This is a genomic window from Bradyrhizobium sp. WU425, from assembly GCF_021052305.1.
Taxonomy (GTDB): domain Bacteria; phylum Pseudomonadota; class Alphaproteobacteria; order Rhizobiales; family Xanthobacteraceae; genus Bradyrhizobium; species Bradyrhizobium canariense_D.
The window spans coordinates 6,574,679-6,599,653 of sequence record NZ_CP088089.1; the positions used below are offsets into that span (position 1 = coordinate 6,574,679).

At 60.5% G+C, this 24,975-nt stretch carries 19 protein-coding genes and 3 pseudogenes; 9 read left to right on the forward strand and 13 right to left on the reverse strand.

Annotated elements, in window-relative coordinates:
- Positions 1–97 precede the first annotated feature (97 nt).
- Complete coding sequence (locus tag BcanWU425_RS31730) at positions 98–1,654, reverse strand: ISL3 family transposase (RefSeq protein ID WP_231190928.1); 1,557 nt, start codon at positions 1,652–1,654, stop codon at positions 98–100.
- Between the two features lie 141 nt (positions 1,655–1,795).
- On the opposite strand from BcanWU425_RS31730, the gene BcanWU425_RS31735 reads away from it, so the two are divergent.
- Together BcanWU425_RS31735 and BcanWU425_RS37480 are read left to right on the forward strand one after the other, a co-directional pair.
- On the forward strand, positions 1,796–2,827 hold the full coding sequence (locus BcanWU425_RS31735) for an IS110 family transposase (protein WP_231188901.1): 1,032 nt from the start codon (positions 1,796–1,798) through the stop codon (positions 2,825–2,827).
- Positions 2,828–3,345: 518 nt separating this feature from the next.
- The gene (locus tag BcanWU425_RS37480) at positions 3,346–3,477 is read left to right on the forward strand and encodes a hypothetical protein (RefSeq protein WP_268738915.1); all 132 of its coding nucleotides are present in this window, start codon (positions 3,346–3,348) and stop codon (positions 3,475–3,477) included.
- Between the two features lie 875 nt (positions 3,478–4,352).
- On the opposite strand, the gene BcanWU425_RS31740 is transcribed toward BcanWU425_RS37480, so the two are convergent.
- Positions 4,353–4,928 (reverse strand): hypothetical protein, encoded by a 576-nt coding sequence (locus BcanWU425_RS31740; protein ID WP_085394449.1) that lies wholly within the window; start codon positions 4,926–4,928, stop codon positions 4,353–4,355.
- 36 nt (positions 4,929–4,964) lie between these two features.
- The gene (locus tag BcanWU425_RS31745) at positions 4,965–7,337 is read right to left on the reverse strand and encodes a DUF2235 domain-containing protein (RefSeq protein WP_231188903.1); all 2,373 of its coding nucleotides are present in this window, start codon (positions 7,335–7,337) and stop codon (positions 4,965–4,967) included.
- A 484-nt stretch (positions 7,338–7,821) separates the two neighbouring features.
- On the opposite strand from BcanWU425_RS31745, the gene BcanWU425_RS31750 reads away from it, so the two are divergent.
- The 4 genes from BcanWU425_RS31750 to BcanWU425_RS31765 all read left to right on the forward strand — a co-directional run bounded on the left by BcanWU425_RS31750 (position 7,822) and on the right by BcanWU425_RS31765 (position 9,958).
- Entirely contained in the window at positions 7,822–8,022 is a 201-nt protein-coding gene (locus BcanWU425_RS31750) for a hypothetical protein (RefSeq protein WP_085394447.1), read from the forward strand.
- Positions 8,019–8,228: a hypothetical protein gene (locus BcanWU425_RS31755; RefSeq protein WP_231188905.1), complete on the forward strand. Its 210-nt coding sequence runs from the start codon at positions 8,019–8,021 to the stop codon at positions 8,226–8,228. Before BcanWU425_RS31750 ends, BcanWU425_RS31755 begins: the two co-directional genes overlap by 4 nt.
- Positions 8,229–8,732: 504 nt before the next feature.
- The gene (locus tag BcanWU425_RS31760; RefSeq protein ID WP_231188907.1) at positions 8,733–8,897 is read left to right on the forward strand and encodes a hypothetical protein; all 165 of its coding nucleotides are present in this window, start codon (positions 8,733–8,735) and stop codon (positions 8,895–8,897) included.
- Positions 8,898–9,262: 365 nt separating this feature from the next.
- Positions 9,263–9,958, forward strand: coding sequence for a MobA/MobL family protein (locus BcanWU425_RS31765; RefSeq protein WP_231188909.1), 696 nt, complete (start codon positions 9,263–9,265; stop codon positions 9,956–9,958).
- On the opposite strand, the gene BcanWU425_RS31770 is transcribed toward BcanWU425_RS31765, so the two are convergent.
- The 10 genes and pseudogenes from BcanWU425_RS31770 to BcanWU425_RS31810 form a co-directional block, all read right to left on the reverse strand.
- Positions 9,933–11,045 carry a hypothetical protein gene (locus BcanWU425_RS31770; RefSeq protein ID WP_231188911.1) on the reverse strand — a complete coding sequence of 371 codons (1,113 nt, stop codon included), beginning with the start codon at positions 11,043–11,045 and terminating at the stop codon, positions 9,933–9,935. The two genes, BcanWU425_RS31765 and BcanWU425_RS31770, sit on opposite strands and share 26 nt — an antisense overlap.
- 186 nt (positions 11,046–11,231) lie before the next feature.
- Positions 11,232–11,753 (reverse strand): annotated as a pseudogene (locus BcanWU425_RS31775) (type IV secretory system conjugative DNA transfer family protein).
- Positions 11,754–11,813: 60 nt separating this feature from the next.
- Positions 11,814–12,227 (reverse strand): type IV secretory system conjugative DNA transfer family protein, encoded by a 414-nt coding sequence (locus tag BcanWU425_RS31780; RefSeq protein WP_268738916.1) that lies wholly within the window; start codon positions 12,225–12,227, stop codon positions 11,814–11,816.
- 719 nt (positions 12,228–12,946) lie between these two features.
- On the reverse strand, positions 12,947–13,975 hold the full coding sequence (locus BcanWU425_RS31785) for an AAA family ATPase (protein WP_231188913.1): 1,029 nt from the start codon (positions 13,973–13,975) through the stop codon (positions 12,947–12,949).
- Positions 13,972–14,247 (reverse strand): HORMA-1 domain-containing protein, encoded by a 276-nt coding sequence (locus tag BcanWU425_RS37485; protein ID WP_268738917.1) that lies wholly within the window; start codon positions 14,245–14,247, stop codon positions 13,972–13,974. The genes BcanWU425_RS31785 and BcanWU425_RS37485 overlap by 4 nt, the downstream gene beginning before the upstream one ends.
- 49 nt (positions 14,248–14,296) lie before the next feature.
- Positions 14,297–14,476 carry an HORMA-1 domain-containing protein gene (locus BcanWU425_RS37490; protein WP_268738918.1) on the reverse strand — a complete coding sequence of 60 codons (180 nt, stop codon included), beginning with the start codon at positions 14,474–14,476 and terminating at the stop codon, positions 14,297–14,299.
- On the reverse strand, positions 14,473–14,922 hold the full coding sequence (locus BcanWU425_RS31795) for a hypothetical protein (protein WP_231188922.1): 450 nt from the start codon (positions 14,920–14,922) through the stop codon (positions 14,473–14,475). Before BcanWU425_RS31795 ends, BcanWU425_RS37490 begins: the two co-directional genes overlap by 4 nt.
- 728 nt (positions 14,923–15,650) lie before the next feature.
- A pseudogene (locus BcanWU425_RS37615) lies at positions 15,651–16,978 on the reverse strand (tyrosine-type recombinase/integrase).
- 258 nt (positions 16,979–17,236) lie between these two features.
- A pseudogene (locus BcanWU425_RS31805) lies at positions 17,237–17,530 on the reverse strand (transposase); the annotation flags it as partial.
- A 226-nt stretch (positions 17,531–17,756) separates the two neighbouring features.
- Positions 17,757–18,029, reverse strand: coding sequence for a hypothetical protein (locus BcanWU425_RS31810; RefSeq protein WP_231188926.1), 273 nt, complete (start codon positions 18,027–18,029; stop codon positions 17,757–17,759).
- On the opposite strand from BcanWU425_RS31810, the gene BcanWU425_RS31815 reads away from it, so the two are divergent.
- The 3 genes from BcanWU425_RS31815 (at position 18,012) to BcanWU425_RS31825 (ending at position 24,962) form a co-directional block, all read left to right on the forward strand.
- Positions 18,012–20,768, forward strand: a complete 2,757-nt coding sequence (locus BcanWU425_RS31815; protein ID WP_231188928.1) for a caspase family protein — start codon at positions 18,012–18,014, stop codon at positions 20,766–20,768. The two genes, BcanWU425_RS31810 and BcanWU425_RS31815, sit on opposite strands and share 18 nt — an antisense overlap.
- Positions 20,769–21,272: 504 nt before the next feature.
- Entirely contained in the window at positions 21,273–22,022 is a 750-nt protein-coding gene (locus BcanWU425_RS31820) for a hypothetical protein (protein WP_231188932.1), read from the forward strand.
- 756 nt (positions 22,023–22,778) lie between these two features.
- A complete protein-coding gene (locus tag BcanWU425_RS31825) occupies positions 22,779–24,962 on the forward strand; it encodes a multicopper oxidase family protein (RefSeq protein ID WP_231188933.1) in 2,184 nt (727 codons plus the stop codon).
- The last annotated feature ends 13 nt before the right edge of the window (positions 24,963–24,975 follow it).

A 24,975-nucleotide genomic window follows, 5' to 3' on the forward strand; every position in this document is an offset into this window, starting at 1 on the left:
AACTTCATCAGAAATGAGTCAGACCCCCGATTGGATGCCGATCACCCCGAAAACGGGGTCCTTATTCGGCTCTGACGCAATTTTGGTGCAGCACTGGTCATGTGGCGCCGATTAGCCGAGCCTGCAGCAAGTCGAGCTTAGCGCGTCCGTACATTTGGCGCTTGACCAGTTTGAGCTTGGTGATCTGGCCTTCGGTCTGGCCGTTGGACCAGGACGTCGTGATCGCTGCGCTGACGGCGGCCTTGTCCTTGATGACGCCATTGGCGAAAGACATGACGAGGCTTGCGCATGCTCGTTTCAACCATGGTTCAAGCTCTCCGTGGGCCTTCTTGCGGATCATCGCATGGAAAGTGGCTATGATCTCTCGAGCTTCCACCAGGAGAGGAACGCCTTGCTCAATCGCCGCAATGGTGACGGTCTCTGACTTTGATAGCGTATCGCGGCCATTGGTCATCAGGCGGGCGATCGTTCTCGCGGATGGTACCCGCTGCAGGCTCTGAGCATCGGGCGTTTCGGCACGCCGACGGCGTGTCGCCCATTCGGCAACGACTCGCACCGAGCCTCTAAATCCCTGCGCCTTGAGGCGACGCCAAAGGTCGGCGCCATTACAATGGCCAGCGGCCCACTGAACTTCGAGCCATGGCAGGTAGTGCTCGAGCGAGCTCTCGCGCACCCTGAACACGTCGGATCGCTGACCTCGCAATACCCTGCGGATGAGGCCCCGGCTATGGCCGGTGAGCCGTACGATCTCCTTTATGGAGACGCCCGTCTCAGCCTGCTTGAGAATTGCCGCGTTGGTGTCTTCTCGCCGAAGATAGCCCTCATATTGAATGCGCTCGGCGGCGGTCAACAAGTTGGGATTTATGGTGGCGGAGCCGACCGCGATCCGGACCTGGCACATGGATTTGCGAACCGCATCCAGGAAGGCGTGGCTGGCGTTCTCCATGAGGTGCCAACGGTCGGCCACCTGGGTGGCGTGCGGGAGTGCCTTGGCCACAGCAAGGGCATAGCCACCGCCGCGGTCGCGCGCGACCACAGCGATTTGTGGCTGCCCCGCGAGCCAGGCCTGCGCAGTGGCTGGCTCTCTGTCGGGTAAGAGAGTGATCGGTCGTCGCCGCTCGAGGTCACAGATAATCGTTCCGTACCGCTGATTGCGCCGCCAGGCCCAATCGTCGATGCCGATAACGCTCGGCGCAGCAAAGGGCGGACACCCGCGCTTTCTAACCACCCGAAGCAATGTGTCGTTGCTCACGGGCAGCATAAGTCGACGGGCAAAACTCGCCGCCGGGCGGCCACCCAAGGCAAGGCCAAGGTGATGGACGATCAGATCGAGCCGGGTCGTTCGCCGCGCCCACGGTGCCAGAGCGCCGTCGTCGAAGCGCTCAGTGAAAATACGCCGACCGCACAGAACAGTAACGCAGCGGAAGCGGCGCGCCACGACCACCAGGCGAACCTGCCGCCCCGCCAGCGGCAGGTCATTTAGGCGCCTCTGATATCGGCTATGGATCCGCCCAGAACTGGTCCCGCAGCTGGGACAGAGACTCGTCCCCCTCGTGGCGCGTATGGTGATCACGGTCGTAGCGCCATCACAAAAAGCGCTTTCCACGTCAAATCCGCGAGGGACCAAGGCCGACGGACGTAGGGCTCGCTGCATCATATTGATTCCTTTGTGAAACCAACGCGAGCCGACGCTTGAACTTCATCAAAAGTGATGGTGTGGAACGGCCCTTCGAACCGGCATCAAAAGTGCCTAACGTGGTCGCGTAGAGAGGCGCCACAAACGAAGGACCGTTCCATGGAGAAGATTATCACAGTGGGTTTGGATTTGGCCAAGTCGATCTTTCAAGTTCACGGCATCGCCGAAAACGGGAAAGTCTTGGTTCGTCGCACATTGCGGCGATCGCAGGTTCTGCCCTTCTTTCGGAGCCTTCCAGCTTGCGTGGTAGGTATGGAGGCCTGTGCGAGTGCCCATCACTGGGCACGCGAGATAGCGGCGTTGGGCCACTCTGTCCGCATGATGCCGCCAGCCTACGTGAAGCCTTACGTCAAACGAAACAAGACCGACGCGGCGGATGCTGAAGCCATTTGTGAGGCGGTCAACCGCCCGACAATGCGGTTCGTGCCCGTGAAGACTGCCGAACAACAAGCAGCCAGCATGATTTTGCGAACGCGAGAGATGCTGATGAAGCAGCGCAGCCAGACTGCAAATGCCCTGCGTGCCCATATGGCCGAATTGGGCATTATCGCTGGCACAGGCATGGCAAGCATCGCAAAACTCCTGGTGCTTCTCCGGGACGAAAAAGACAATAGGATTCCCGGCGCCGCCCGCTTTGCCCTGATCCTATTCGCTGAACAGATTGAGCTGCTTACAACCCGCATAGAGAAGCTCGACAGAGAGATTTTGGTTGCCGTCAGAAAGGACCCTGATGCAAGGCGTCTGATGAGCATTCCGGGTGTCGGTCCTCTCATCGCCGCTACCGTTCGGACATCCGTCGTGGATGCTCGCGATTTTGCGACTGCACGAGATTTTGCGGCTTGGACGGGGCTCACACCGAGGGCACAGTCGAGCGGCGGGAAAGAAAGGCTCGGCGCGATATCAAAGCGCGGAAATCGGCAACTACGGACGCTCCTGATCGTTGGTGCGACCTCTATCATCAAGCTTGCTAAACGAGGCTTGAAAGTCCCACTCTGGATTCGGACCATGCTGCAAAGACGGCCGGTCAAGGTCGTATCGGTCGCGCTCGCTAATAAGATTGCGCGCACGATCTGGGCCTTGCTGGTCAGAGGCGGCAACTATCAGGCGCCGGCCGCAATGCTGAAATCCTAATCTCAAGAGCTCTCCGGCGGAAGAAGAACGCTGCCGAGGAGGCAAGGTGCAAATCTGGATGAACCCCGAATGACGTCATTCCCGGTAGCAATCAGACCGCCTGACTCACTGCGCTTCGAGCGCGAGAAATTGATTGGGCGATTGCTTCCGCGGATATCATCGTGGCCAGCGGCCAGGCGCCGCGTTCACAGGCCGAACATATGACCGCACCGTCATCCCTTGTTCAACCAGAGAAAGATCTTGCAGCCCGGGCCGTTCCACATATGAGTCAGAGCCCTTATTCCATGCCGAAATACACTTGGAGCCACCCCAACACGGGAAATGCAGCGCCGAGTGTCTGTTTCCCGATGTAGTCGCCTTAGGGGATCACTGTGGCTTTGAGGTGACTGGCGCTCCTCCATCCAACCGAGATCCTGTCATCGAGAAAATGCCTCAGCCGACGCCGAGCCTATTCCAGCGAATCGCTCGCGCAGTCAGACGTCTCCTTGCCGGCTGACGGGTAAACGAAGGATAGAGTCATGCGCTTCAACCTTCCAACAGGTGCCGGCACGTTCGAGATTCCAGACGACTGGTGGCGCTTCGCCGAAATGGAGCATTTCCAGCCCAGTCCTGGCGGCTATTATCCATACCGGGGTCCGGCCCGAAAATGACGTGGACGTGGTACCCATCGCTGACATCGAGCCACCTCGCCGCAATCCTGACGTCCCCATGCTGAAGAAGCTCAAAATGATCCCGGTCCTCTTCGCGTTCCAGTCTCCTGAGTGCGCGCTTCCGCCGGTCGGGGTTTACCGCGCGACACAGGTCCATACCGCTTTACGGTGCACAACGGCTTTCATCGCTTCTACGGTTCAGTGGCCGCCGGATATCTGTCGGGACACTTGGCCGGGATAGATGAGAGCGCGCGGGGGCGCACGTGCAGCGACCGGCAAGCCGAGCTTGCCAAGGCGCTACCCGCCGACGTGCAAGACCTGTGGGACGCCTTGCTGGGGTTCACGCAGAAGCAGTTGATGCGCCTGCTCGCGCATTGCGCGGCCCTTGCGCTCGATGCGGTCGTCCGTCCGGGCGCAGGCTCATCCCCGTCCCTGAAACACGCCGAATCATTGTCCCAGGCGGTCTCGCTGGACATGGCGGCGCACTGGCAGCCCACCGCCGTCAACTACCTTGGTCAGGTCACCAAGGCGGTTATTGTTGAGGCGGTCCGCCAAGGGTGTCGGAGGAAGCCGCCGCGCAACTGGCGGACTCGAAGAAGCCCGCGATGGCCGAGGCTGCTGAGCGTTTGCTGGCCGACAAGGGCTGGTTGCCCACCGTACTGCGATTGCCGCAGGCCGTTAGCACCGCAGCGCCGATGGCTGCGTAGACGTCACGACCACCAAACGAGCCGGAGCCGCATGCGCGGCTCCGGCTTTGGCGTCCCAAATTTTCGCCGCGCGCGACCAGCGCGCGGCGTCGGCCTATGGCCTCTAGGCACACCTTGCGCTCGATGAGCTGCAAGTCGTCCGCAACCAATCGGCCGGTCTTTCAAACTCTATGACTTGGCGTCGGACGGCATCGCCCTGAAAACGAGTGTCAACATTCCGAACACGGCGGCTCCGACAATTGAGATGCCAATCATCGCGAATTTGAGCCATGTAAGAGCAGTCGCTCTCCGAGCATCGTCATCGCGGACGATTCGCTCCGGCCGGAGAAGCATCCGAAGCATGAAATCCTCGCCAACGTCGGAGCAGCCGTAGATGAACCCTGCCATGCCGCCGAACATGGCGAACGACGATACCAGCGGCGAACCGATTTGCTGTACGGCCACAACCCAGGACAGCAAGCTGAAAAAGCCCAAGGCCACGGCGAAACCGAGGTCAAGCACCAACACGCGATCACGGTACACATCGAGCGCAGACTTCCCGAACGTTGTCGGCCGTTCGAGCCCGACTCTCTTGAAATCGGCGAGATCTTGCGCGCTATACCCGCGCCATCGGCGTTCGGGCACTTTCATCGGGGCGATTGCCTGATCGACCGCCTCCCTGAACCGATGGTTCGCGCCGAAGAAGACGATTGTCGCTACGCCAGACACGACCAGCCCGGCAATATAGGTCCCATTGAAATCCATCAGATCCCCATACGCTCACGTCGGCCCACGCCATCGTTATTTGGACGGCTTGATGAAGAACGAAACGCACCCCCCGTTATCGCCATAAAGCCACTGGTATTTGCGTGGGAGAACAAGAACGGCATCGTTCAAGTAAAAGAACAACTCGCCCGCCACCTTCGGCGTCACATATTCAGATATTTTCTTCACCCGTCGGTCGGGGTCAGGTTCGAGGAAGTCCACTTCACTACCTAGCGCGCCATAGCGCGCCACCGGTTGGAACCAGGGCTGGAAGTAGTAACGCCGCAAAGGTGATGCGAGCATATGGACAACGGTCTCGGTCCAGGACAGCTGTGTTCCGTCATCCGGATTATGGAAAGTCGAATAGCCACGTGCATCCGTGACGACGCTGCCATTGTGCAAGTCTCCCGCCGCTACCTGACATGTTGCGCGGCTGGTAGTGTAGTCCTTGTACTGCCTGACCAGGGCAATCGGGTCCGGGTTGGTCCAGACGAGGTATCGCTCTAGGCGTCCCACTTTATAACCGGTCGAAAAGCAAAGGTCGGACGCATCGAACGAGACCAGCGCGCCGGCGTCGGGGACAAATTCAAGCCTGTCCGTTGGCTTGCAAACCAGCCCCGCTTGATCAACCGCGGTGAACGCAAGTCGATTACCGACCGTGACTGCCAGATAGACGATGACAACCGCGGAAAGTACCGGAGCGAGATAGTAGCGCCATGCCTTGCGCACACCGACAAGAAATAGCTCGCGCCCATGAGGGCTGGCGCTGGGAGCCGCTGATGGCGCGATAAGCTCGCCTGCGAACGCATCTCGCCAAAGTGCGGTCATCCGGTCGTCGATCGCAGATGCGACCCGTTTGCCGCCGAAGAGCAAAGCGACGATGACACCCCCCAGGATCAGGAACGTCACCGGATATTGGGCGTAGGACACCAACCACTGCGAGACCCAGGACGGCAGGAAGCCGGACAGGGTTCGGATGATGTCTGACACCCACTTGAGCGCATTGACCCGCTCGCCCAGAGGATCGCTGCGCCCCGTGAAGGGAAACAGCACGAAGACGATGGTCGCCGCCAGGGTGAGGAAATACAGCCCCGCGCGCAGGTAGACCAATGGCCAGATGAACTGCCGCTCCGCGACGACGCGGCCTTGGGCCTGATCGGAGGTTTCAGGGGTGCTGATTGTCGGCCCCGATGCCCTCTCTGGAAGGCTGTCAATTCGGAAGCGGACGCAGCCGTCTGGAGCGATCTCAGGCGACACGACATCATAGTTGTGTGGGATTCCGATGGGCGCATAGACGTGTGCGTTGTTCTTAATGCGCCGCAAAACCGTCTCGTGAATCTTGGGCCTCTCGACGTAGACCTCATCTCCTGTGGTCCACGAGAAGCTTTGGCGGGTCAGTCGGGAGATCCGCCTGGGGCCGTATCGGTAGTAGCTGCCCGAGCCAGCGCGAGAGTCGTACAGTCGACCATCCTTGTCCTGCGCTTGTTTGGTTTCGGCCACGGCCGCAGGATCGGACGTTTTGAAGGAGAGGCCGCAGGCCCGCGCCTCTTCCATAATCCAGTAAAGCGGAATGTGCGCCAGTGAATCGTCCGGGTAGCCGCCCCCGACATTGGCATGGACGCCGGCAAACCAGACCTGCGTAAGCCTTTCATTGGATGTGTACCGGGTGGCTCCCGTCGGCTGCGGCGGCTCGCGACGCTCATTCCAGAGAACCGGGTGGAAGGTCGTTCGCTCATCATCCAAAGACAAAGCGTGGCAAGCACGTTTCACCTCGGGATGAAGCGTGTGGCCTGGGAGTTCAAGCGGCCATATCCATTGGCTCACTCCCTGGGTCATCTCGTCAACCGGAAGTCCGTACGCGGCGACGGTGTCCCAAAGCCCCAGAAAGCGAATGATTGGCGTGTGCCTTCCTGCGGTGGCTCCCGCAGAGGGCGCAGACATCTCCCGTCCCAGCAGCTTCTTGAGCCCCTGAATCATCAGGTACCAGTTCGTATGGAAATGTCTTTTATGGTAGGCGCGATAAGTCGCCTTGGCCTGCCGGTCGAGTTCGCTATCCGAAATGTCCTTCGCAGGAATCAGACCCTGATCCAGGATCAAACCTATGGTCACGCGAATTGTGAATGCGCCGCGGCTGAATCCGAATGCGTATATCTCATCTCCCGCAGCTCGGTAGTTGCGGCAGGCAAACTTGTAGAGCGTGATGACGTTGCGGCGAAGGCCTATGCCGAAGGCTCCGCCAAGCATCGCCAATGGCTTGAACGACGACGTCCCCACGCCATCGTCGTAACAGGCAACCTGGTCGTCCTTGGTGAGATCGAGCGCACTGAACATGCGCCAAACATTGGTCCGCCAAACCTTTGCCGATGAATTGCCAGTGCCATCGGAGAGGAGCACGATCCGTCTTGGCATGGTCTTCCCTCAATCAAAAATGAGATCAGCGTTTGCGCCGAAAGCGCGGAAATCGCCCACAACAAACGGTTGCAATATCCGTCAGTTGAACGTCCCGCCCCGCACTAGTCAAGGCTGATCTGCCGTGGCTCACAGCAATTGCAGCGCGGCAAGACGTGCTTAGCCCGACGCCCCGAAAGATTCAGAGCGCTGCTCCCTTAGTCCGCATGTTCAGCCTTTTTCTCACCCACGGCCAGAAACCCCTGCAGGCGCGGTCCTATTACGTCTCAAGCCCCTCCCATGGTGCGTCTAACCCCAATGCATCGGCCAGCAGGACGGGGAAACTGGCGCCGAGGCGTGTCGGCGCAACGCATCCAACCGTATCCCGCAAGCGGGTCCCTCGGCCGGACCCTCCGTTGCGCCGCCGCTAAATCCTCGTCTCCCAAGAATTTCCCGTCCGGCCGCGATTGGCGCAGCCGGCAAAAACCAAACGGGAGATCGCCAAATGAAACGCAACGAAAAGAACCAGCGCCCACATGGAGTTTATGTGGTCGAAGGACAGGGCGACAACGCCTTCTGGACCAAGATCGGCGCCGCATGGCCGCACGAGGACGGCAAGGGCTTCAACCTCCAGCTCAGCTGCCTGCCTCTGGATGGCCGCCTGGTCGTCCGCGAACCGAAGGCCGACAAGGAGACGGGGCGATGAGCCCCGTTTCCCTTCCCCGCTTCCTGGTCAAATGCTTTGACTACGAAGAATGGGCGATCGTCGTCGAGGCTGCCAGCCGCGAGGACGCGATCCGCAAGGCCGAGGCCATCTATGTCACCGACAGTCTCGGCACCATGGACGGCTTCGAGCTGGTCCGCAGCGACTTCGGCTGGGACGCAAGGCCCCCTAGGGAGGTGCGTTCATGAGCGCCCTACCCGTCCAGGATATCTGCAACACCGTGCTTGCCGGTGATTGCGTCAAGGTCATGCCGCGTGGGCACCGCGTGTGTGGATTTCATTCTCACTGACCCGCCATATCTCTGCCACTACCGGTCGCGCACCGGTCAGACCATCGCGATGACTGGCTGGAGCCGGCGTTTGCCGAGATGTACCGATGATTGAAGACGGACTTCTTCTGCAGCCTTCTACAGCTGAACGCATTCTCAGGGCCGGCGACCTGTTGCCTCAGGGAACGCCGCTGCTCGAAGCCAGGCGCCAATTTGCAGTTGGCATCTTGCATGAGCTTGGAGTTGGGACACGCGCGGCTGCTCGGGCTGAGCATCCGGATGATAGCGAGCTACACAAAGTGATTGATCATCTCACAAGGGACGGCGCTCTGACAAAATCATCGAACGTTTTTCGGATGTGCACGACCCCGTCTCCAGACTGATAGCGCGGCTGAAGGCCCCCACATCCAAAGAGATTGAGACTATGAGCGACTTTCTTGAAAATTTTTTCAAGAAAGTAAGCAAGCCAGTCGAGGCTTTTGTGCGCGACACCGGCTACGGCCCGCCGAGGATAACGCTTTCATTTCTCCGGATCGCCGCTCTGATAGCGCAGCGCAATTACATCAATAAGCCCAAGACGCGCCACTAGGCCAAAGCCAATCTGAACAATCTAGTCGTCTCTTCCCGTGAATTGGCTCAATTCTCTGCGCAGGTCGTGCCGCGCGAGAATCGGGGCTTTGTCTCACGCGGATTAATATTACCACCGACATCGGGCAGCCCCGCGAAATAAAACGCAATTTCGCGCCTGAGTGCGACGTTTTCTTGCAACTGTTCTAGCTAGGAAACCAAGAAGCTAGGCTAAGTGAATGGCGCACTTACACTGCGCAGCTTGCCCCCGTCCCCGAGAAGGGGGACGACCCGCGCAATTTCCATGCTCATCTGCTGCTGACGCTCAGGCAGGCCACGCCCTTGGGCTTAAGGCGCGTCAAGACGCGGGCATGGAATAGCGAAGCCATGCTCATCAAATGGCGGGAGGCCTGGGCCCGCCGCCAGAACAACGCCCTGCGGGGAAGGGGTCACAATGCGCGCCGTGACCACCGCAGCCTTGCCGCCCAAAAAGTGTCGGCGTTGTCGCGGGGCGACCACGTGCGGGCGGTTGCGCTTGAACGTCTTCCGGAGTTGCACGTCGGCCCCAAAGTCAGAAAGGCCGTGCGCGAACGCCCGCCCCTCAGTAAGGACAAGATCGCCGGGCCGGTTCGGCGCAGGCCCGCCGGCAACAAGGAACGCCGCAAGGTCGTCTACACCGAGCTCGATGAGGGCAGCCGCGCCGACTTCAACGTCAGCCGTATTCAGCAGAACGCTGGGAGGTTTGGCTTCGCCGCGGCGAAGGCGCAACGACACATCACGCGCTTGAAGACGCGGCAGGTCTACTACGCAAGCCGCATCCGCGACTCGGAAGCGATTGGTGCGGCACGAGAGGATCGTGCCTCGGCATGGGAGCGTACCCTGCATGCCCGCAAGCGGGCGGCACAAGTCCAGTGGCTCATCGTGCAGCTCGACCGGTTGTTCTTTGAGTTGCTGAGTTTGCGTGAGAACCAGCTTGTTCGTTTCACGGTCTGGTCGAATCGCCCGCGGTCACTCCGCAAGGGTACCTCTCGCCAGCACGGCAGAAGCCGCCTGGCTTTCAGTGCTTTTGATGATCAAGGATGAACTTCGCAACCGCAGTCGCCGGTCCGATCAGCGGGATGAGCAGGCTGAAGCCAATCGCAAGCGCACTTTTGTAACCCCCTGACGTTGCCAGTCTGCTGTAGATAGCCGACAAACCATTCACGCGCATCAGGTCCGCCTCGCCTAGGTCCTTGTATCTGGCAAAGAGGGGCCCGACCTGTTGCTCGACCGACAACTTTGTCGTTCGAAGCGTCCTCGTTACGACCTTGCGAATTGCCTTCTCGCTGTTCAGATAGACAAGAGTCCCGAACGGGATTGAAAACAGGCTCGTGACCGGCACCACGAGCCATACAAAGGCGGAGTGCAGGTGCGCATACCATTGTGGAGATGTGAGTTCCTGGTCCCCAAGGCTCGCAAATGGAATAAGAAGCGTGATGGACAGCAAGATGCCAAACCAAAACACAAGCATCGCCTGACCAAGCGCGGCTACGCCTTGCACCAGTATGGACTGTGCCGGATCGAGAGCGTATATCTCTTCTTCATCCAGCTGCTTCGCGAAGCAGGAGTAGAACCTTCCTACGAAGGTGGTCCGTGCGGCCGTGAGAAACAGCATCAGCCAGCCCAAAGACCACCAGAAGATCTGCAGCGGAAAGAAACCGACATCGCGGTAAATCGCCCATGCAGCGGCACCCGTTCCCAAGAGCGCCCATGCCCAGGAGACGGTGCCGATGCGCCACTCATTGAAGCGCTCTTCGAGTTCGGTATGGACTTGCGTCGCTCCTTTCGGTGAAAGAGTCGGAACGATCTGGTTTCTGACAATTTCAAGCAGTCGGATCGACGTAAGTCGCGCGATGATCGTGGCCCAGGCGAAGTACAAGCTTCCGTAGACTGAGAATAAGAACAGGTGACGCTCGGGCCGAGCTTCAAAGAACTGCAAGCACACGACCGGTATCAGACAGAAAAGGAACGCGTAGCTTAAACCCGCAATAAGACCTTGCGCCAACGGAGAGTCGGGTAGCAGACTTCGATCGGGTCTTCCCGGCAGCGGATTTGCGCCGATGCATCCGTTCAAAAGGCTCTCGACACGCTTTTCGAGATTGCCGCCAACACTCGCGTCAGATCTAGCCATACTGGAAACCCCATCATGAGCGAGGCTTGCCGAGATTAACTTGTCATGGTTTGGTTCGCAACTTCACGTTGCCGCGAGTTAACCGCAGCTGGCCACCGGTCGTAAACGCCCCACCAGAGCCAGTGGCGCCATGAACGGTAGTTGACCTTGGAGGCGAGCACCGGATACCGCACGATGTCGCTGCGATTAAAGGACCAGGGAGCGCCTGCCCGGCAGGCGCAGCACCTCGGACGGGTCCAGCAGCCAGCGGCCGGTCTCCGAGAGACCCATGGACTGCTGCTCGCGCACCATGTCCATGTTGGACCGCGAGGTGCCCTGGTTCTTTGAAAATGAAGTCGCCTGGCCGATGATCTCGGAGACGAACCTTGCGGCTTCCAGGTCGGCGACGTTGAAGAAGCCCTTACAGGTCGCGTTCGCCAGGAATGAGCCGGAGCGGCGATAGAGCTCGCGCAGCTGGCTCATGTCCTGGAAGACGAGAAGGGGCGTGCAGTAGGCGCGCAAGTACCCTACTCCACGCTCGAGCGGCTCAAGGCTGCCGAGGGCAGCCGCCTAATCAAGCAGCAGCAGAACCTTTTTCTTGGGCCGCGGCAGGTTCTTACCGCGCGTCAGCGCGTTGATGACGCAGCCCACCATCACGCGCAGGAATCCCGCGTAAACCGAGAGCTTCTCCTCGTCGACGACGAGGTAGATGGTGGATACCTCGCTCACCAGCTCGCTGAGCTGGAAGGTGGATGAAGTGCTGATTTCGCCGGCAGGGCTTGCGGAAGACTAGACCCGGGTGGCCCTCTCCGCGTTGGACAGCGCGCTGCGGTACTCCTCGCTCCCTTCCATCGCGAGGAAGCTTCCTGCCAATTCGCGGGCCGCCCGCGTACCCTCGCTGGCGATCGCGTGCAGCAGTTCCTTGAGACTTTCCGGGGGAAGTGTTGAGGGCGTGCGCAGTTGAGCCATGGTGCGCAGATGCGGCTCAAGCCGCACCACGTGCAGGATAAGGCAGGTCAGCAGGCCTTCGGCCTTGCTGTCCCAGTGCGACTCCTTGGCGTCGGGGATCACCATCAGTCGCGCCAACGCCTCGGCGTCGTCCTTCTCGTGGAGCCCATCCGTGCGGATCATGTCCAGCGGGTTGAAACGATCGGACGCGTGGGGATTGGTGGTATCGAGAATCCGCACCTTGCCGAATTTCATGCGGCGACGGCGCTGTTCTCGCCCTTGATATCGGTGCAGACGATGAGCCGCGGTAGTCGAAAAGATTTGGGATGACCACCCCAACACCTTTGCCGGCACCCATCGGCGCGAACACCGCAATCATCCCGTCCCTGTTGAAGCGCAAAAAAGAGCGGCCTCTTCGGCCGACAATGGGTCCTTGCCCGCGTCGCACGCCGGACCAGAACAGTTCCCGTCGGTTGGCGAACCGTGCCGAGCCGAGGGCGCGGCCCGGATTAAGGCCGCCCTAGCGCCGGAGCGCGATGGCAATGGATGTGAGCAGGATGAGTATGCGGACGCCAAGCCGGATGGCGAGTGAGGTTATCCGCAGCAGCACCCAAACGACTTGCATCGCCTGTAAGGTGACATGTTCTTGCCAGGAGAACCAAGCCGTTGCAGGCGATGTGCGAGAATAAGCGCGTGCAAGCATCTGTTTCTGCGAAGCTCGGCTACGGCTTTGTCATACGTGAACAAACGAGTGTATGCGGTGCCGCCGCGGCCGCGCGGACATCAAGGGTTGCACGAGCGGAAAAGAGCCCGCCCTTGACGCCGCTTGCCGCGACTGCGGAGGGCTCGCCGTTGCCGACGCTCCGGAATGGGCGTCTGCCCGTCGTTCAACGGGTCATATTCCGCAAGACTGCACCGCCCCATTCTCTTACGACTGGAGGCACATTCCGAAGGCCATTAGGAACGGCTGGCCGCTAGGCTACCTCGGCTTGCGCGCCTTTATGGCCGAGACTTGCAGCCCTGTCGTAGAGCTGGAAGTCCTCACCCGGCCATTTAGCGGCTAACTTGGCGCCTCGAATTGCATCCGCGAGAGAAATCATGGAGTCGGGGTCGTCCATGGCCACGCCCCTACGAAACAGCTGCTCCGCCTCCTGCCATCTTCCTTTCCGCGCGTAATACTGCCCCGCATTGTCATATACATCCGGATAAAGGCGGGTGCGAATATCCGAGTACGTCCAGGACGGCTGCCCATTCTTTGCTTCAGTCGCGGCTACCCGTTGCGCGATTTGACTTTCTGGTAGGCCAAGGGCTGCCAAATCGAGCTTGAATAGCTGCCTGCGTTCTTCAGCCGTCGGCCTCTTGAACTCCTCGACGATGGCCGCGCGCCTCTGCAGAGCGGGATCAAGGATCGAAAGCCTGTTTGTGCAAAGGAAGGTGACGACACGGCCACCAAACCTGCGCAGATCGTCGATACCTTCTATCAGCGTGTTGACGGCAACTTTATCTTCGTGGTGGCTATGGTCCTGAGACCGAGAAGTCGCCAGCGAATCGCCCTCATCGATAATAAGGATGGCACGCCGCCCGCGGCCCGCGGAGTGGGTCACGCGATGGAACGCCTCCGAAAGGTGCGTGCCCATCTCTCCGACCTTGCCGCTACCGCGAACGCGGTTGCTGAGCTTGAACAAGATCGAATCGTCCGCACGAGTCTCTGCAACAATGCGGTTGGCCAGGCATTCGGCGTTGGCCGTTTTTCCTGTGCCGATGTCGCCGTGAAAGATGGCGAGGGGATACTGTTCGGCGACCAGTTCGGACAGCCGCAACTTACCGCCGTGGTGCTTCTTGTTCCAGACGCCGATTTCATCGAGGCTCAAAAGGAGGCGAAGCTGATTGTGAACGCGCTTGTACCGCTCCTCAAATCCGAGCAGCATCTTCGCCTTGGCGGTTAGCGCAGGGTCCGGAAGCGGAGTTTCGCTGTCGAAGACTTTGGGAGCCGGCTGGTTCATGAGGCAAAGTCCTTTCGCTGCATACCGAATGCGTTGCTGGCATAGTCGCGGTTGCCCGCCGACTTCAGCGTCGCATGGCTGGTGTCGTCGCTTGTTGGACTCCAGTTGATCTTCAGCTTGGAGCTCATCGCGGCGCGCTCGGGGAACGTGTAATCGTCGGTGTGGAACAGAACGATACGCAAGTACGGATTGGCGACCTTGGGCCGCCACATGACCCCGCCGTCGCGGCTCATGGTGAGATCGCCCGAGGCAGTGTTGACGGTGTATTGCACCGCGCACACCTCCTCCGTGAAGTCGCGGGGCAAGGTGATGTCAACCTTTTCAGGAACCCCTTCTTGGCGAGGGCCTCGCATCGTGGGCATACTCGCGCGCCTTGGCTTCGGTGATGGCGCCGGAGCTCTGGGCGATCATGACGAGATCGGCCGTAAACCTCCGCGCCACCGCCTCGACGTCGGCGTTGGTGTAAGAATACGTCTGACTGGCAGTTGCAGAGTGGGTCATGCAGGTTCCTCGATCTTGAAGCGGGATCCAAAGATTTCCTTCCACAACTCGGTGTCATCCTCTGCCGAAGCAAAGTGCGCGGCTTCGCAGGCGTTCTGCGCGGCTGCCACAATCACCTGCCGCTCGGCCTCGGTGATGCGGCTAGCGACGTTGTTCAGGCTGTAGACCGGATCGATAATCACGACAGGGTCGTTGAACGTGCCGAACGGCGGCGTGTTCTCGGCGAACTGGATGCGCTCCGTCAGCCCGGATTGCGCGATGTAGAGAAGGATGCGCCGGAACCGCTGCTCAATCAATCCGGTGTTGCCCTCCGTGTCGAGCAGGTTCGCGACGAGCAGCTCGATGATGAACGATTTGAGCGGTTTCAGCTCGGCGTGATTGCGCCACTTCTTCGTCAAGCGGACCAACGTGCGAAAGTCCTTGTCCTTGTTCTTCCGGTCGCGCACGAACTTGATCCGCAGGGAGCGCAGGTCTGGAGCTTCGAGCCGTCCTGCAAATCGAACTGCCAGCCGTAACCTGCGCGCTGCGAGTCTTCAATGACGGGGACGATGTCCACGCTCAGGCCCGTGCCGACGAACGAGACCGTGTGGAAATCCCTTACCCCACATGAAAAAACCCGCCGAAGGCGGGATAATCCATTGATTTTATTCAGAAGAAACTTCGTTTCAGGGGAGGATTTTGAACCTATGCGCTCGGGATGAAGCGAAGGGGCTCCCGGGCGCGTCCCAGACGAATCGAAGCGGTTCGTCCTATTCGTACGCCAGAGCGACCCAGCAGCCGCACCTGCGAACTTGATTTCTTTCCTGTTAGAGCAGCGTACGATCTTATCGGCTCGGACCGATCGCGGTTCGGGACTGAGGCATGAGCGGCAAGGACGCAAAGGTTCCGATCGAGGCGTTAGAGCTACCAAATAGTCGGAAGATGCCACACGCCACGAAGCGCCGTCGTAAGAACCGTGGCATGCCGCCGCCCGCGACCTTCGATATCGATACGCTGCCGGGCAGCTCTAATTTAACGGCATTAGAAGCGGCCGCGGTCATCCGGCGCACGCCCGGAGCGCTGGAGCAGTGGCGGCGCGATCCGAACCACCCGCTGAAATGGCGCTACGTCGATGGCCGACCCCTCTATCGTGTCGATGCGGTGCGGGACTATCTGGCCAAGTGCGATAAGACGACTAGGTCGCCTCGGCCGCATAGTGCTCACGGAGACGGCCGAGTAGCTCGGCCTTGATCGGGTCAAGCGGATTCGTCCGCTGCAGGCGCACGATCTTCCCGATGCGTTCCGCGCCAACCAGCTCTGCAATGTAGTCGTGAGCCGCCTCGAACGCCATCTTGCGGATGATCCACTGTTCGTCGTGATTGTAGACTTGATCGATTCCGCTTGGCTTCTGCCCAACACACAACCGCTGGATTTCGTTGTCGTAGCCACAGCGCGACATGATGGTGCGCAAGCTGCGCCTGAAGTCATGCATGGTGAACTTGGCAACGCCCGCTTCCTTGACCAGGCGGTTGACCATCTTGGTGAAGCCCGACATCTGCCCACCGGTCTTCGGTGACGGGAAGACATAGTCGGACGTCGCGCGCTGGAAATGTTTCGCGGCCGTGAGCACCTCGTCAACCAGATGAGTGCGCGGCACGTCGTGGTGCAGCCCCATCTTGGTCCACGCCGCATCGAACGTGATCCGGTCGTCCATGATGTGCTTTCGCCACTCGATCATGGTAGGCTCACTGCGCCGCGGGCCGCCGAGCAGGCACATGCGTGCCAGGAAACCGAAAGCCCCGAGCTTGCCGGATGCATCCCAGACCTTGATGATTTCCTCATCGGTCAGCGCGCGGCCCTTTGTTCGGCGCCCGACTCTCTGCGCGCGAGTTTCCTTGGGCGCGCGATAGCCGGCGAGCACGTTGTGCTCGACGTAACCTTCGCCGACACACCATTCGAGGAAGGTATGCACGTGCTTGCGCAAGTCCTTGGCGGCACCGCGCTTGCCAGTCTTGGCAATCTTGTCGACCGCAGCCATGATTTGCCGTCGCGTCAGGTCCCCCACGCCGCTCTCGGCGTGATCCTTGAGCCCGCGCCGCAAGGCCGACATTGCTGGCTTCCAGTTGACGACTTGACGTTCGGTCAAGGACGTCTGGTAGGGACCATCTTCAATGAGGGCCGCGAGCGTGGTGCGCTGCTTATCGGCTGCCTGTTGCCGCCTCGCCTCGCGCTTCGCATCGTTCGGGTCCAAGCCCTTGACGACCTCGCCTGCCGCGATAGTGGCGGCCTTGCGCGCGGCCTTTTCATTATATTTGGGCCACGCGCCGAGGGCCTTGCGCTGGGTCCCCTCACCCCCGGCTTAGTGAAGAGGCAGACCCAGGTTCGGCCGCCTGTGGCGCGCATGCGCAAGGCAAGGCCGGGCAGCTTGTCGTCGTGGAGATAATGCTGCGCCTTACCCGGCGGCAGCGTTGCGGTGCGGATCACCGCATCGGTGAGTGTCAGCTGGTTGGCCGGCTCCGTCATGATCCATTCCCTCTCTCAGTGCCCTGATGTGCCCCGCAACAAGGGCGGCCAACCTCGAACAGAACCGGGTCTCAGACCTCCCCCGTTTTCGTGCCCCGAGGGAAAATCCACGGCGGGCACAACGGGGGCATACAAAATGTAGCAAGGTCGCCTATGGGCTCTTATGGCCGCACAAGGCCATAACAACCATCAACTAAAGGGTTTTTTACATTTCAACTACGGCCGGATTTGGTTGGCTCGGGTCTACGGATTGTGGTTCAAGGCGATGGCTTCTCGACGAAGATCCTTCACCTCGCCGGAGGTCGCGGCACGGGCTGTGTTGCTTGCCAAGCGGCGTTTGCCGGCCTCGAGGAACTCCTTCGACCAGCCGTAGTACATCGAAGCCGCGATGCCCTCGCGGCGGCACAGCTCGGAGATGTTCTCCTCACCGCGCATGCCCTCCAGTACGATGCGGATATTCTCCTCCGCCGAATACTGCCGGCGCGTCTGACGCCGAATGTCCTTCAGCACTTGCTCTGCCGGCGCTTTGCTCGGTCCGGATTTCTGTTTCATCTTCGCTCCTTGCGGCTACGATGAACCAGAAATCCTCGCTCCGTGAAGACCCTCAATTTGTCTCATGGTGCTGACGGGGGACAGCTGGTAGTAGCTTCGACAACCATCCCCTGCGTGGCCTTATTCGGCATGGACCCTATAACCTGACGCTTGGAATCCCGGCGCGCGTCCGTCTGGCCTTGCTGGCGGGGCTGGGTCGTGGCGATGGGGAGAAGTGCGGCGAAGCTCACCCGCGCAGGAAGTCGGTGACATTCGCACGCGGTGATCGTGCGGTCTCGCCTCCGGCGGCGCTCGCGATTGCTTTTTGAAGAATTAGCGGTGTAAGCAATCCAATCTGAAATGCCGTGAGGGCCTGTGCTTGGCTCCCGAAATTCAGCCAGGTGAAAATACCGGCGACAAGGATCATCGCGACGGTGATGGTCCAGTACTTAATGCTGCTCCAGTACTCGGGAAATCGTGGATTGGTGCGCAAACCGTACCAATGAACGAGCTCTGCCACGGCACCACCGAACAAGCCAACCAGAAAAACGGCCAAAGCGCTAGCCAAGACAACCCCGCCGGTCATATGTCCCTCCCTCCCGATTGCGCATCAATCCTGATCATTCTCGCAGCCGATCGCTTCGCCGATCCCCTCTACATGGGATCACGTGTGCGACTTCAGTTTGCAGTCGAAGGCGCACTCGGCCTTGGCTCTGCGCTCGTAAAACTCGCCTCCTGCGACCGACGGACCGACGTTACAGATGAAGCACTTACGCGCGAGAACCTTGCGCAAGTGTTTGCCGATATCGCCGCCACAAGAGACTCCAAGCAAGACGCCGCCCTCAACCTGTGCTTGATCTTGTCAGGTCACGGTGACGAAGCCAATGGCCAATCATGGTTTTGCACCTTCCAGGCCCGCCCGGGGGCCGTCGACCTCACAGGTGCAGATCTCGCCGATCTGATCCGGATGGCCGGCGCGCGCCGCGTGACGGCCATCCTGGATTTCTGTCACGCCGGCGGGGTCGCGGCAGACCTGCATCGCGCTCTTGAGGCCGATCTCGATGCAGGCGCCGTGCTGGTGATGGCCGGTGCAGCAGCCGCGGAGCTTGCCTACGAGCACCCCGCGCTTGGACGCGGGCTGTTCACGATCGCGCTGCACGAAGCGGTCACCGAGCGTGCATTCTACACGCTCGCTGCCGCACCGTCCGAAGCGGGAGGGCCACGTACGGACCTCGCCAGCCTGTTCGTGTTCGCTCGCGAGCGAACCGAGCAACTGGCGTATCTCTATGCCGGGGGAAAGCGCCAGGCCCCAGAGATTTACGGAGCAGGAAGGGTCGGATTGACATGGACCGCGGACGCAATCGCGCCACCCAAGGCACCGGAGCCGCGCCGGGCGTTTGCGTCTCGGCTGCGCCGAATCGTAGGATGGAGCGCGACCCTCGCGCTGCTGACCGGCGGCCTGCTATTTTTGCTGCAATATCATCTGACCGTCGGCCCCGAAGGGTGGGTCGAGATGCGGGCCGGGCCGCCCTGGATGGCCTCGCTCGTGCCGCAAGGGATCAACGTCGGCGTGCAATTCCCGCTCGCGGTGACGGATCTCGCCACCCCCTCCCCCCGCTGGGACGAACGGCGCATCGCGCAACGCGCCGAGTTGCTCGCCGGTCAGATCGGTGGACTTGCGACGCACACGATCGAGGGAAGAGAGAACTGGGAGTTCAAGCTGTGGCCGGAGCTGTCGCGGGAAGCGCAGCGCAGAGTAGATTTCGCGCTTGCGCGCGACGGGCTGGGCTCGGTATGCGCCGCGAACGAGCCGCGTCGCGACCGTGCACGTGACTATCAGTTCGCGGTCGAGGCCGCACTCATCGATCGCAAGCGCGCCTGCGCGCCCGTCTTCTTCCTTGAGCAGGGGCCAGAGGTCGAGGCGCTCTATACGGTGACGAATCCAGCCACCCATCTCGACTTTGGTTTGAGCGAGCTCTCCGATCAGGCAATCCGTATATATCTCGTCGGCCTCGCGTTCGCTTATCGCGAGCTCACTGACCCGGATCTGCGGCGACGTGCGCTAGAGGCGGCTATACTTTTGGTCTCGATCCGCGCCGAGAAAGGTGTGGTGCGCGAGGCGGACTGGCTCGCGTATATGCGCTTTCTTGAGGATGTGGCGAAGGGCCCGCGCCTCGACGTCGCGGCAGATACCGCGACGTTTCCGCGGCTGAACGCCTGCGCGCGGAGTTGGTGTGAGCTTGCCGAAAAGCTCGCGGCCTTTTTTGCCGCCGGGGCCGATGCCGCGGGCGTCGGCAACGGCCCCGGAATGCTGACGTGGCTGATCGCGCGCGTAACCGATCGACGTGATGCCGAGGGCGACGGTGCGCGCAGCTGGGCGCTCCCGGCCCTGTTGTTGCTCGCGCGCCACGGCGATCTCGGCCAGGCCGAGTTCGATTGGATCATCCGCTTTTTCCGATTCATCGCTATAGGGAAGCCGATCTGGATCGATCCGATCTGGCTGCCACGCTTTGCCCGCGTGCTCAAGTTTCGATCATCGTGGAAGGGTGGGCTCGAACGCTGCGCGTTTCACATTGCTGGTAGTCACGTTGCCTGCTCAGACCTGGATGCGGACATGGCCGCCAATATCCTGAGCGCGCAGGGGGGCTTTCTCGAGCCGTCGGAGCAATCGATGCTGCTGAAACGGCTCGATGAGCGCATGCAGCAGGACCGCATCGCGCTCTACGGCTCGCAGATCAGGGACGTTGGATGCTGGAGTAAGCTGCCGGACCGCTGGGTCAAGGCGTTGGAGAGCAGTCTTGACTACCAGCTGCGCATTATGCCGGCGCGCGCGACCGATCCGCTGACCGGAGTGAGCGTGATCGAGGTCACGGATATCGCGGCCGCGCATGCACTAGCGGCGTCAATTTTGGGCCGCGCGGATGAGAAGACTAGATCGACGGTTGTGCTTGCGCGCTATGCGGCAAACCATTGGTCGTACGAAGGGCTGCAGCCGCTGTTCCGCGCGCTCGCGGTCGCATTGGCGGCCCAGGATGCATTCACGGTGGATCGTCTGCTCGCATCGCAACAGAACGATGCGTTGGTACGCAGCGCTGTGTTGGAAGCGTTGACCCTTCGGGCGAGCGAGGGGCTGCTGCACGATCCTGTTTTTTCAAGCGCGCCATCCTATCTGCGGCTGGACGCTATGCTGGTCGCGAAGCATCTGATTGCCCAATACACATTCGAGCTCGACAAATTATGTGAAGGACCGACGCGCTGAAGCGCGTCAGTGGCCCCCGTAATCCCCGGCTCGGGTGCGCCGGCGAAGTTAGCAAATACTGGCACACCCTTACGATTGCAATCGATGCGAGAAAGACGCCGGGGGGGGAAGTCCATGGCAGAACCAACGTTGGTCGGGCTGATCGGATACGTCGATCGGGATCGAAAGACCAAAGAGCAGACCCACATCATCACGATGGCGGGTCGCAGACACTTTCCATTCCAAACGCGTCGCTTACATCGCAACATCCAATCGAGCCAGGCGCTGGCGGCACGGTGCGCTTCTTTCTCGCAAACGACGCCATCGTTTTGGCGGAGATGCTCGCCAAGGACTTGCCCGAGGGCGAGACGCACGGGTCATCCGATACGGCGCACGCGGCGGCTTGAGCTGCGTTCGGAGGTGGCGGCACTTGACGGCAACACGAGCGTCTCGACCGATACCGCATAGTTGGGCCGCTGTTGCGTCCGACCGTTGCCATTGTCGGGAGCATGGCCGACCCCCACGTTGGGACGGCGTGCGCAGCTTGTGGCCGCGTCGCGACCGGTTGTCATCGACTACTCTGCCTATCTGACAAGATACGCGGCGAGCATTAGACTTGAGCCTTCGGGCAATGTGCGCTTGGCGCTTGATGATCCGAACATCGACGCTTTGGATCAGGTTAGGACAGTCTGGTGCGACGGCCGCTGGCATTTGCGCACCGCGAGACGGAAGACCACGAGCGTCGACGGTATCTCGACATTCCAATGCGAATTCTTCTGGACGGGCTTCCTGGCGCTCTTACCGCCGAACACAGTCTGGTACAACGACTGGCGCGCCGACGATGCGGCCGACCGCAATCTGTTGCAGCTGCGCGTCGCAACCGAGCTGGGGTTCGCCATTCCCGACACGCTGGTCTCCCCCTCGGCCGAGGAGGTCGCCGCCTTCGCGCCACTGCACGGCAAGTTGCCTTCAAGAGCTTCGGCGGCTCGCGCCGATACTGGCGTCCGACTGCCATCTACTCCTCGAATGCGATCGCGGCGCTATGGAAAGACGGCAGCTATGCTGGCAGGTACGCAGACCCTGGTCACCATCAACGATGACAATTTCTCGCTGCAGGGCAAAGGGTTTCACGAGTTGCTCCGTCGAATGGGCGATGAAGGATATGAGGCGATCTCGTTCTGGGCGGAGATGCGGATGGAGATGCCCGCAAGCCGCGACACATCGCAGATGGTCATGCGACCGATACGCCGAGGCCTACCATGTCCACGCGACTAAGTTTTGGCGTGTTCGGGCGACGCGCATGCCGCCGCGTGTCGAAAAACGCCGCGCTAGGAACACCATTGCCGCCGCGGAACCAAATACTGGCCTCGAGTGCAGCAGCCGAGCTCGCGCAGACACCCAGCCTGATCGGGGCCCAGGTTGTCCGCACCACCTCCCTGTTCCCATCTGAATTTGCAGGAAGCCGTCGCCTTCATGGACGGCGTACCGCTTCATGCGGTCCTCGCATTGATGTCGACATTGTCCACCGCGGCCGAACTGACCGCAATCTGGCGAACCGCATTTTTGCTGGAGAAGGCCCTAGCCGTTCTGGGTTGGCTTTGGCGGAAGGGTATCATCACGGCCGGACTGGACGCTCCGGCGACCGCCCGCAGAAGGAGCTGAAACAGTCTGCGGATCAGCCGGCGCAGCTGCCTCCGAACGGCTGTTTGCTTGTCCCTATATTACCGGCCGTCCCCGCGGAGCCGGAAACGTCCTCAGACCAGCCATTTCATTCAATGGTCGCATCTGGGGTCTTCGTCGCTGGCTGCGTGGAATGGATTGACTACATCAGAAAGGCGCATGTAGTATCAATGGCAACGTGAGGTCGCTCACGTCTTTTTATGAGTTCGAACGACTTTTTGAATCGATTGAATTTGGTCCGCGCTTTCGAGCGCGGCGTCATGTGCGCACCGTTGTTTGGGCAGTCACGCGATGCAACGCTTAAATCAGTGGGAAGCGCGGCTTCCAATCCGGTTTGGCCAGGCTGCATGGGTGACCGGGGTCGCCCTGGGTTTCCTGCTTCAGGCGGCAATCGCAGCAGAGCTCGTTCAGCCACCAATCTGCTCTGAAGCAACGGCAGGACAGCCTGATCTCGCCGGCATCTGCTCCATTACGCCGCTCGTCAATGGCCAAAACGAGGTGCAGATCACTCTGAAGGCAGCCAGCGCCGAGATCGCCATGGGCGGCTACAAGGTCACCTCCGGAAACTACAATCACAACTATCTGACGCCCATCGTTGAAGCGATGCCGGGCGATACCGTTTCGGCGCATCTGATCAACGCGCTGACCTCCAGCGCCAACGGCAGCATGCACGACCACAATGACGGTTCGACGAATCTTCATTATTTTCATGGCGGAATCGTATCCCCGAACAACGCGCGACCCGCGGCCGCGGAGCTTGGCATGGGCGACAACGTCTATGTCCATCTCAAGCCGGGCCTGAGTTTCGATTACAAGGTGCCGATCCCGGGAAAGACGCCGATCCCCGGCAATGACATGATCGACGCACGCGTTCTCGAAAGCACGGGACTCATCCCGCACCCTCTTGGGCTGAATTGGTATCACTCGCATCTGCACGGGATCTCGTCAGATCAGGTGATGGGCGGAATGTCGGGTCTGCTTTCGGTCGGCGAAGCAACGGCCAACGTGAAGGCGGGCTGTCTGCCGGATCCGAACGACAAGGAGAAATGCTCCAACGACCTCGCGAAGGACACAAGCGACCTGAAACGTATCACCATGGTGCGCTATGCGCTGCTCCGCGACATGCCGGTAATGAACATCGCCAAGCTCCCCGGCGAGGCGAACGGCGATGCTGCGACGTGGGATCCGGATCCGGCCGCGCGGGATTTTACTCCGGGCAAGTCGTGCGGGGTGTGGAATCCGGACGGTTCCGGACCGGACCTCGATCCGAAGCTGCGAACCGGCTTCTGTCAGCGCGAGCAGACGAAGGCACTGCTTTTTACGGTGAACGGGCAGCGATACCCGACGATCACTGTGGAGGGCGGCAAGAATCTCCTCCTCCGGCTGGGCAACCTCAGCGCCAACATCCCGTACTGGCTGGAGCTGCGGAACGAGGACGCGGCCGACAAGAAGCCTCTGCGGATGACGATCCTCAGCCTCGATGGAGTAGTACCGGCGATACCGATTGCACCCGGGCAGGCACAGAAACCAGTGCAGGCCGTCGACTATGACGATGTGCTGATGATGCCGGCCACGCGCGCGGAGATCTACGTGCGCAACGACGACAAGCGTCCGACCCGGCAGGTCTATATTCTGAAGACCAAGCGACACAGGGTCGAAGCGGGAACGGACGAATGGCCGGAGATCCAGCTGGCCCGTATCGTGCTGGAGCCTAATGCCACTGCCAGCAACGTGCGGATCGCATTGAATGCTGCCGTCGCCACCCCCGGTCCGCCCCAAATTGCGAGCCCGGCCCTGGCGATTGAGACTGCAGAGCTACCCGCGGGATGCATTCGCGATCTGGCCCCGGCGTTTCGTGAGTATCGCCGGGTCATGTTTCTGGATGGCGTCACGACAAGCCACGGGCAAACGACCGATTGGAGCGTTTTCACCCAGATAGTGCGCCCGACGGGACCAGACCCGCAGGACGAACCGATGCACAACCCACCAGCGGACGAAGATCCCGACAAAACGACGGTCGGGCTTAACGGAGGGGGCATCCCGTTCGAGGAATATGTCGGGAGCGATGGGCTCGTCGATTGGACGAACAAGAAGCATGTGTGCGTCTTCATCGACAAGAAAGCTCACGAGGGTAGCCACAAACAGCTTTGGGTTCTGTCCAATCAAACAAGCACTCTGCATAATTTCCACATTCATCAGATGAAATTTCGCCTGGCGACAGCCGATGAACTCTACAGCTATTTCATAAAGCCTCCCGATTCGGCGCGCACCTGCGGCCAGGGCGCATGCCCGGCGGATGTGCCAAACTATGATCTCTATGACGATCAAAAAAATAGCGACCTGGATCCCGGCGCGACGCGACGCTGGCACGATACAATTCCTCTGCCTCCGGGGGGGGCGGTGTTCGTGGTGATGAGCTTCGATACAAGCCAGCAGCTCGGACGCTTCGTTTTCCATTGCCATATCCTCAAGCATGAGGACAAAGGGTTGATGGCTCCTATCGAGGTTTGGGGTCCCGGGCTGGCAGCGCAATAGCGTCAAAACGCCG

What these genes read in the sequence shown, in the direction of transcription:
- BcanWU425_RS31730 (WP_231190928.1), bottom strand. Translation starts at nt 1,654, where the DNA reads ATGCAGCGAGCCCTACGTCCGTCGGCCTTGGTCCCTCGCGGATTTGAC.
- BcanWU425_RS31735 (WP_231188901.1), top strand. Translation starts at nt 1,796, where the DNA reads ATGGAGAAGATTATCACAGTGGGTTTGGATTTGGCCAAGTCGATCTTT.
- BcanWU425_RS37480 (WP_268738915.1), top strand. Translation starts at nt 3,346, where the DNA reads ATGCGCTTCAACCTTCCAACAGGTGCCGGCACGTTCGAGATTCCAGAC.
- BcanWU425_RS31740 (WP_085394449.1), bottom strand. Translation starts at nt 4,928, where the DNA reads ATGGATTTCAATGGGACCTATATTGCCGGGCTGGTCGTGTCTGGCGTA.
- BcanWU425_RS31745 (WP_231188903.1), bottom strand. Translation starts at nt 7,337, where the DNA reads ATGCCAAGACGGATCGTGCTCCTCTCCGATGGCACTGGCAATTCATCG.
- BcanWU425_RS31750 (WP_085394447.1), top strand. Translation starts at nt 7,822, where the DNA reads ATGAAACGCAACGAAAAGAACCAGCGCCCACATGGAGTTTATGTGGTC.
- BcanWU425_RS31755 (WP_231188905.1), top strand. Translation starts at nt 8,019, where the DNA reads ATGAGCCCCGTTTCCCTTCCCCGCTTCCTGGTCAAATGCTTTGACTAC.
- BcanWU425_RS31760 (WP_231188907.1), top strand. Translation starts at nt 8,733, where the DNA reads ATGAGCGACTTTCTTGAAAATTTTTTCAAGAAAGTAAGCAAGCCAGTC.
- BcanWU425_RS31765 (WP_231188909.1), top strand. Translation starts at nt 9,263, where the DNA reads ATGCTCATCAAATGGCGGGAGGCCTGGGCCCGCCGCCAGAACAACGCC.
- BcanWU425_RS31770 (WP_231188911.1), bottom strand. Translation starts at nt 11,045, where the DNA reads ATGGCTAGATCTGACGCGAGTGTTGGCGGCAATCTCGAAAAGCGTGTC.
- BcanWU425_RS31780 (WP_268738916.1), bottom strand. Translation starts at nt 12,227, where the DNA reads ATGAAATTCGGCAAGGTGCGGATTCTCGATACCACCAATCCCCACGCG.
- BcanWU425_RS31785 (WP_231188913.1), bottom strand. Translation starts at nt 13,975, where the DNA reads ATGAACCAGCCGGCTCCCAAAGTCTTCGACAGCGAAACTCCGCTTCCG.
- BcanWU425_RS37490 (WP_268738918.1), bottom strand. Translation starts at nt 14,476, where the DNA reads ATGACCCACTCTGCAACTGCCAGTCAGACGTATTCTTACACCAACGCC.
- BcanWU425_RS31815 (WP_231188928.1), top strand. Translation starts at nt 18,012, where the DNA reads ATGAACGAGCTCTGCCACGGCACCACCGAACAAGCCAACCAGAAAAAC.